The 7,346-nt window shown below is 63.2% G+C and carries 7 protein-coding genes; 4 read left to right on the plus strand and 3 right to left on the minus strand.

Annotation, left to right across the window (positions count from 1 at the left end; all coding sequences use genetic code 11):
* Positions 1–84 precede the first annotated feature (84 nt).
* The 3 genes from ABIE52_RS33945 to ABIE52_RS33955 form a co-directional block, all read right to left on the minus strand.
* Positions 85–2,172: a cutinase family protein gene (locus tag ABIE52_RS33945; RefSeq protein ID WP_192713716.1), complete on the minus strand. Its 2,088-nt coding sequence runs from the start codon at positions 2,170–2,172 to the stop codon at positions 85–87.
* A complete protein-coding gene (locus tag ABIE52_RS33950; RefSeq protein WP_141137680.1) occupies positions 2,172–2,711 on the minus strand; it encodes a DUF8176 domain-containing protein in 540 nt (179 codons plus the stop codon). Before ABIE52_RS33950 ends, ABIE52_RS33945 begins: the two co-directional genes overlap by 1 nt.
* Before the next feature lie 185 nt (positions 2,712–2,896).
* The gene (locus ABIE52_RS33955) at positions 2,897–4,087 is read right to left on the minus strand and encodes an insoluble domain protein (RefSeq protein ID WP_192713717.1); all 1,191 of its coding nucleotides are present in this window, start codon (positions 4,085–4,087) and stop codon (positions 2,897–2,899) included.
* A gap of 1,059 nt (positions 4,088–5,146) precedes the next feature.
* Between ABIE52_RS33955 and ABIE52_RS33960 the strand changes: the two genes are divergently transcribed.
* From ABIE52_RS33960 to ABIE52_RS33975, 4 genes are all read left to right on the plus strand, one after another.
* A complete protein-coding gene (locus ABIE52_RS33960; RefSeq protein ID WP_051257449.1) occupies positions 5,147–5,647 on the plus strand; it encodes a helix-turn-helix transcriptional regulator in 501 nt (166 codons plus the stop codon).
* A gap of 145 nt (positions 5,648–5,792) precedes the next feature.
* Positions 5,793–5,993, plus strand: coding sequence for a hypothetical protein (locus ABIE52_RS33965; RefSeq protein WP_020971495.1), 201 nt, complete (start codon positions 5,793–5,795; stop codon positions 5,991–5,993).
* 244 nt (positions 5,994–6,237) lie between these two features.
* Positions 6,238–6,378 carry a hypothetical protein gene (locus ABIE52_RS33970; RefSeq protein ID WP_176450613.1) on the plus strand — a complete coding sequence of 47 codons (141 nt, stop codon included), beginning with the start codon at positions 6,238–6,240 and terminating at the stop codon, positions 6,376–6,378.
* Positions 6,379–6,383: 5 nt separating this feature from the next.
* Positions 6,384–7,346 (plus strand): replication protein (locus ABIE52_RS33975; protein ID WP_354541621.1); only part of this gene is annotated, 963 nt, incomplete at its 3' end.

Below are 7,346 nucleotides of genomic sequence, written 5' to 3' on the forward strand. Positions count from 1 at the left end.
GCGAGAGCCGTGGTTCGAGGAGTGGGGAGGTGAACGTCAAAAGCTCTCGCCCAAGAGCGTTTTCGGCTCACCCGCCGCCAGGCGCTAGCCGCCGATCGCTTGTCGGTAGATGTCGACCATCGCGTCCAGAGCGGTTCGCTTTCCGTCGATCAACCACTGCCCGTAGGACTCGTGAACGCGGGAACCGAGGAAACTCGCGGCTGTGAACCCGGCATCGACGACCGAGGTCAGTGCTTGCGCATCCTGAGAGGTCACCGTCGCCAGAACCGAGTTACCGAGACCGACGAAGTCGGAATTCTGCGCCTGCGCACCCATCAACGTGGTCATCGAATCGGCCGGTTCATGGAGCTGATCGGCGGTCATCTTCTGCCCCGGCGTCAGGACACCGAGCGCGACATTCGCCAGATCCACACCGATCGGGAGGAGCTGACCGAGAGCCAGGACGTTCCCGGTCTCGGCGACCTGCCACGCAACTTCCTGGAGCTGCCCGACGTCGCGGGCGAGGCGGATGATGTCGACATTGCCCAGCAGGTTCGCCACCAGCGCCGCCGAGGCGGCTGTGCCGGACGGATCGGGGATCAGTGCCAAGATCCGAGACACCGATTTCAGATCGACCCCGGCTGCCATCTTCACCAGAGGCGAGAGTTGGTTGTTCAGCTCCCCCGCGACCCGGTGTGCTTCTTTGACGTTGCCGGCCAACAGATGGCCGGGAAGTATTTGCAGGTTGGCCGCGACGGCGTTGTAGTCCACCGAGGTCACACCCGAGACGACGCCGAGGATCTGGTTGATGATCGTCACCGGTTGGATCGCGGAGAGGATCGACGTGGCTGTGGTGAGTTGATCGGTCGGTGTATCCGCCAGCGGTGCCACACCGTTCGACAAGCTCTGTGCGGGACCGGTCAGGCCCGCGTAGGTGCCGCCGGTACCGGTGCCACCACCCGAGAGGATGCTGTTCGCCAACGTCACCACCTGGTCAGCGGCACCCAGAACCTGCGGAACGTCGACCTTGTCGAGCGCGTCGACGACCGAGTTCGCGGCAGCCTCAGGAGAATCAGCCGGAGCGTTGCGCAACCCGTCTCGAGCGGCCGGGTTCGCCGCCATCCACGCCTGTGTCTGTTGGACCGGCTTGAAGGTTCCGGCCAGCAGTTGCGCTTGCTGACGAACCGCGGCGACACCGACCGCCGCCGACGTCGAGGTGGGAGCGCCCGCGCTTTGCAGCTTCTCCACCGAGGTCGCCAACGCGGACGCAGCCCCTGGAGCAGCCGCGAGATCCGCGTAACCGTAGTTCGAGGTCACCGCGCCCAAGAACTCCGACGCGTTCGCGGTTCCGGCGCCTGCCGAGGTATTCGCAGCTGCGGCGGCCGCCGGAGTCGACGTCGGCTTCGCGACCGTGTCGGTCGGGGTGATCGCGGTCTGACCGGCGACAGACGGAGTCGTTGTTGCCGAGACAGCAGTCGCGGTGGTCGGCGCGACTGTTCCGGGCGGGTTGGCAAGCACTCGTCCCAACGACGCCAAGAACGAATCCTTACCGGTGTTGGTGTTGCAGTACTTGTCTTCCGGGTGGCAGATGTCGAAGACCCGACCCGACAGAGCGCCGTAGCCTTCCGCCGCCGGACCGGCGATGCCCTGCCCGTCGAGCTTGGGGCCGACGACCTGCGAACCGGCAGTGCCGAGCTTCGGATTGGCGAGCATGACCGCAGCAAGAACGGACGCAGCGGGAACGGGACCGCTGCCTGCCCCGATGTTGACGGCGACATCGTTGGCGACCTGCGCGCCCTGTGAATAGCCGCCGATCACGAACTTCGAGTTCGGGCACTGCTCCATCACGGTCGCCATTGCCTGATCACCGGCGGTCTTCGAAGCCGAGTAGGTCATGCCGGACTGCAAAAACGCTTCGGCCGGGTACGACGGATAGATGGCACGGAACGTGTTAGGCCCGTACATCGCTTCGAGCTTCTCCCCCACCTGGCCCAACATTCCGGCAGGCTTCGACGGATCGGCGTCGGCGCGCGTCTCGGTCGTTCCGGGAGCGAAGACACCGATGTATCTGGTGCAGCCCGATGCAGTGGACGGTGCGGCGTTGGCCAGGAGCGGTGCGGCCGCGAGGCCCGCGACCAGCGTCGAAATGATGGCGAACGCCGACGCGAAGCGGGCGGTGGAAGAGATGTTCATCAGATTCCCTCTGCATCAGTGATGGACGTGATGAAATGCCGACCGTCGATCTCGGCAGTCGTGATGCGCTGAAAGAGCGAAGCGCCCTTGCCGGAAGGCCTGGTTTCGGTCAGCTCCAGTGCGTACGTCCCAGCGCTCACGCCGGTCACCGTCATGCAGTACGTCGTTCCGGCGGGAATCGAGTCGATCCCTGCCTGCACTTCGGCCGGCGAATAGCTCACGGCCCCAGGAGCCATGACAGCGATCACCGCATCAGCCGAGCGCAACGAGTAGTACGCATGCTCGAACGCTGCGATCACGCCCTCGCCGCTGCTCTGGTCACCAGCAGTGACAGGGCATCCGGCAGGTTCCGGAGAAGGCGTAGTCGACGGTGTCGCAACAGAATTGACGATCTCGCTGATGTTCGACGGCTCGTCGTCGGTAACCCGGCCGATGACCGACGCAGCGCCCACAACGACCCCGACCAACAACACCAGCACCGCGATCGCCAGTGCCGTCACCGCTGCGACCTGCCGTCGAGGCGTTCGGGCACGAGGCACACGAGGACGCTTCGGAAGACGAGACCCGCGCGGCGGCGCACTGCCGGTCCCACCTGTCGCACTACGCACTGCGGACCTGGCGTCAGATCCTTTCGGCCCAAACATCTTTTCCAAACTCCTTCGTCGACAAGGCAAGCCGTGACAGTGGGCTGGGGCGAGCACACGCCCGCCCCGGCCGGCGAGTGCTACGCAGCAGCGGGGATACCGGCGCCGATAGCGTCGGCGATCATCCCGAGCGGAAGACCCGGAACCTCTGTCGCGGCCTGGAAATCACTTACTGCCTGGTCGAATGCAGCGACAACACCATCGCCACCGGGAATGGACGAGACGGCACTACGGATCTGCGCGTCAACGACAGGAGCATTCGCAGCCGTGTCACGAACAAACGTGGCGGCAGCGGTCCCGACAGGGCCGGACTGCTCCCACGAGGTGAGCGTGTCCTGCGTTTCGGTGGTGATGGCAGGCTGGTCGATATCCGGAACGTCAATCGTGGTGGGCACACCGTTCGTGCCGTCGCCATAGGCCGTGGCAAGAGCGAAACCACCGAAGCCGCCGAGGATTCCGGCACCCAAGCCCACCGGAATACCAACCAGAACAGCACCGATGGCAGCGCCGGCCGCCGTGGCAACCGTTCCCACCGGAATCACGCCCCACGGGGTCAAAGCAGGTGCAGCCAACACGACGCCGGACGTGCCGCCGATCGTGCCGCCCAGCAGGGCGCCCAACGTCGCGGCGGTTCCGCCCGCAGTCACGGCCGCAATGATCGCCCCACCAGCCGTTCCGGCGAGCTGCGCCGCTGCGAGCTGCTGCGCCTGATCGGCCGGAATGTCATGGCTGATCCAGAAGTCGGTGACCGCAGCCAACGCCGCATTCGTGGTGGCATTCGTGCGGGCGGCAGTGTTGTCACTCATCCAGTTCGGCTGGGTGAAGTGCAGGTTTCCGACCATCACCGTGTTACGCGGCGCGATGAACACCTCGGTCGGTGTCGTGATCGGGTCGGCAGGCAAGCTGAACTGCGAGTAGTCGATCGGCGGTGTGTACGTCGGAGTCGCCGGGGCCACGTACTGATTCGAGTCGTAATCCCAGTTCGGGATCGGCTTCGTCGGCTGCGAGTACTGCGGCGGAACCGGAACCCATGCCTCTACCGGCGCCTCAGGAACAGACGGCGCCGGTGCAGGAACGGTCGGCGTCGACGGCGCCGGTGAGGTCACGCCGGGCTGTACCGGTGCGGGGCCGGTAATGCCGGGCTGCGGTGCTGCGACCGCGAGACCACCGTTTGCGAACGTGGCAGCGACCAGAAGTGAGAACGTCCCCGCTGCCACCGCGGACGACTTGACGACGCGATGCTTACCGCGCCCGGACTTGTGATGCTTCATCGTGTGGAACCTTCCAATTGGGTTGTAAATACGGGGAATTGATGCGGACTGAGGTGGCCCGTACGCGGCCACAGGGTTCGCTTCGACAAGCGGTGCCGCCCTAAGCGGGCAGACACTTGTCCACGAAACGGCGGAATACCGTTGATGCAGTGGGAAGTACGGTGTGGCCCATCGGGCAAACGCGGGAAAAGCTGGGAATGGGGGCGCTCACACAGACAGTGCCGGGAGTCCTCGCCGAGCACTGAATCACGCTCGCGAACAAGGGAATGCAGCGTGGAGTAGGTGCACCCACCCGCTCCCCGGGCGGGAGGAGCGGGGTGGGCGCTTCACGGACCGTGTTGCCGGCCACCGCGAGGGGTGTGGCACGACGGACCGGGTTCGGGGCGGCATGGCCGCACGCAGGGTCCACAGGGCGCCCGAGTTCGCGGTCAGCGAATCCGAGTACGTGAGTGTCCTGTTCTACCCAGCTGGAATAGGTATTTTGCGCAGAGTTGTTCCCCACGACTGCCTCCGGCTAGTTGCGTTTTCAACTTCACCGCATAGGCTCGAAGGCCTGCGGTCTGGTCGCTTTGGTGCGTGCAGCACCGCAGACATGAAAGAACCCCAGGTGCGTGAGGGGACGCCAATCACCAACGCACCTGGGGCTTTCGAGACAGCACGACGCTCGGCAGTAGCCGAAGTCCTTGTGTTCGTGCTTGAAGTAGAACGGTCACTGAGAGTGACCTGCGATGTTGCATCGCGCATTGCGTGAAACCAGTTCATCCAAATCGCCCGCCCGGACTCAGAAGGCACACGCAGATAGACGTGTGCAAATTCTTCTGCGCTACAAGCGGTACCGACGTCGACAAGTACCGAGGAATCCCAGGCTGGGCACGCTGTTGCAGGGTAGACCGCGCGGTTTGTGTTCGGCAACTCATTCACTCGCCTCACGGCCTCCCCCTTTCCCGGCTATAGGCCCCTTGACCTCGACTCTTTCTTGGTAACCTTTTATGCGAAACCAATATAACACCCTATTATTCTAAACACCAGTGCGAGTTGGCAGGCCAAAGGAGCGACACAATGACTCACGGGGATGGTTCTCGAGAGCTTGGAGTAGGCGTGTCGCGGAGTGCTGTTCGAGGCTTTAGTGCTGCCAGGTTGCGGCGCTATCGACTGGCGCGCAAAGCGAACATTGCAGACCTGGCCGACGCCGCTGGTGTCTCCGAGCAGACCGTCTCTGCTTGGGAAACGGGTCGTGCGGCACCAACTCCCGAGCTGCTAGCCAAGGTTGCGGCCGAATTGCGACTGACCGTTGCTGACCTTGTGCCTATTCCGAATGACCAACTTGGCCTCAGTGATCTACGTGCCCAAGCCGGGATGACTCAAGGGCGAGCTGCCGAAGCTCTCGGAATTTCGGCGACGCTTCTCGGCCGAATCGAAAAAGGGCGCAAAGAGTACGACGAGACCAGGGCAGCGCAGCTTGCGGAGCTGTACAAGGTCACGCCCGAGCTGGTCGCTGAGGTCTGGCAGCGCGATCGCGACAACCGTCAAGCGCGCGCGACACGCTTTCGCGATTCCTAAAAAATCTCCCCATAATTCCCCCCAAGGGTCGAAGTTCGGCACTTCTTCGGCGTGTCACCGTGACGATTGTGCGATCTTGGCACAGGATGAACGGGAACCTGGCACTGCATCGCTAGGGGCAAGGTCGGGCCGAAGGGAGAAGAGCATGCCCACACCAAGCAAGGGTGATCGCACCCGGGTTGTGAGTCGCGTTCCAGATCCGGTGTACGCAGAGCTGGAAAAGCGGCGGAAGGCGGCCGGAGTCAGCTCCGTCAGCCAATACGTCGCAGATCTGCTGGCGGCCACCACTGGCCATAAGAATCTTGTCGTCGAACTTGACCAGGAGGTTTTGCAGCTCACCGCGTAACGAACGTCGCGTAGACGGCAAACCCGGGCGGGGGATGCCGTGACAACCACACATCGTTAGCTGTAGCGCACCGACTACAACAAAAAACCCCCGAACCGGGCGGGGTCGAGGGTTTTTCGAAGTTGGTGAGATTCGAGTTAGACGCTCGTTTCTCAGCGGTACTGCTATATCCCCGAAGGGACTGTCTTGGCGGACAGGTCTCAGGCTACATCGTGGCCTGATGAAGTTTCAATGATTTCTCCGCGTGTCGCTGTTCACGAGCACGCGCCTACATCCGTACTACGCCCGTACTGCGGTAGCAGCCCCAGGCGGCGCCGGTACGGCACAGCTCGTACGCCTCGCGCTGCGTCTGGCCATGTGCACGGGCACCAATGCCATTCACTGACCCCGATGTTCGTCAACGCGCTCGGTGGCCCGGAGGCAGCTTGTCGAAGGTACTGCCAGGTCACGCTCGAATTGGAGGCCGGCGCATATTGCGGTATCGCCTCTTGGCGCGGAGCCCAGCACTGGGTCGAGATCGTCGTCCGCTGCGCTTACACCGCGGAGTACAACCGCATCCGCCCTGAGCTCGTCAAGACGTCGAAGGCAGGCAGTGTCGCCGGCGGAGGGATCAGTCTTAAGTCGTTGTTGGCGGTCGCGAAAGTCATGGCCAGTGCTGCTGATTTCGACACCGGCCGCAGCTCACGCCTATCCATTGCCACGCTCGTCGAGCGAACAGGGCTCGGCGAGCGGACCGTTCAGCGAGCCCGTCAAACGCTCAAACTGCTTCGGGTAGCCACGGAGGTATTGCGTGGCCGACTACGCCGCAAAGGTGAACGTATGGCGTCGTGGAGATTTGATGACAAATCGCGTGGCTGGGCATCTGTCTGGGCGCTGCACCCACGTAAGCCTGTGGATAACACCCGCATCGTCGTCGACGGATCTATACAAATGGCACCCCACCCCCGCAGGGGTCAGTTTGGTATCTCTACCTCTCGTAGAGAGGTACTTACTACAAAACGATCTGTGGATAAACGAGCCGCTTCGCGGCGCAAGGAATCCAAGGCAGACGTCGAGAAGGCCGAAGCCATCCGGAAGGGCCTGTTGCTCGCATCCAAATGGCTCGGAAACCCACGAACTCCCGCTTGGGTTCGCCAACACAGGGCCCGAGGTTGGGCACCCGCACTGGCCGAACCAGCCGCACACGGTTGGACCGCAGCGGATCTCAACGACACGATCGACGCATGGGGCAAGGCCAGGAGGATGGCACCGGATCCGAAGCACCCAATTGCGTTTATCCGTTGGCTCATGAAGGAGCAGGATCTCGCTTTCTCGCCGCATGTGCTCGCTCAAATTGCCGCTGAGCAGGCAAAA

Origin of the sequence: Rhodococcus sp. OAS809 (genome assembly GCF_040546695.1) — a bacterium.
GTDB lineage: Bacteria > Actinomycetota > Actinomycetes > Mycobacteriales > Mycobacteriaceae > Rhodococcus_F > Rhodococcus_F qingshengii.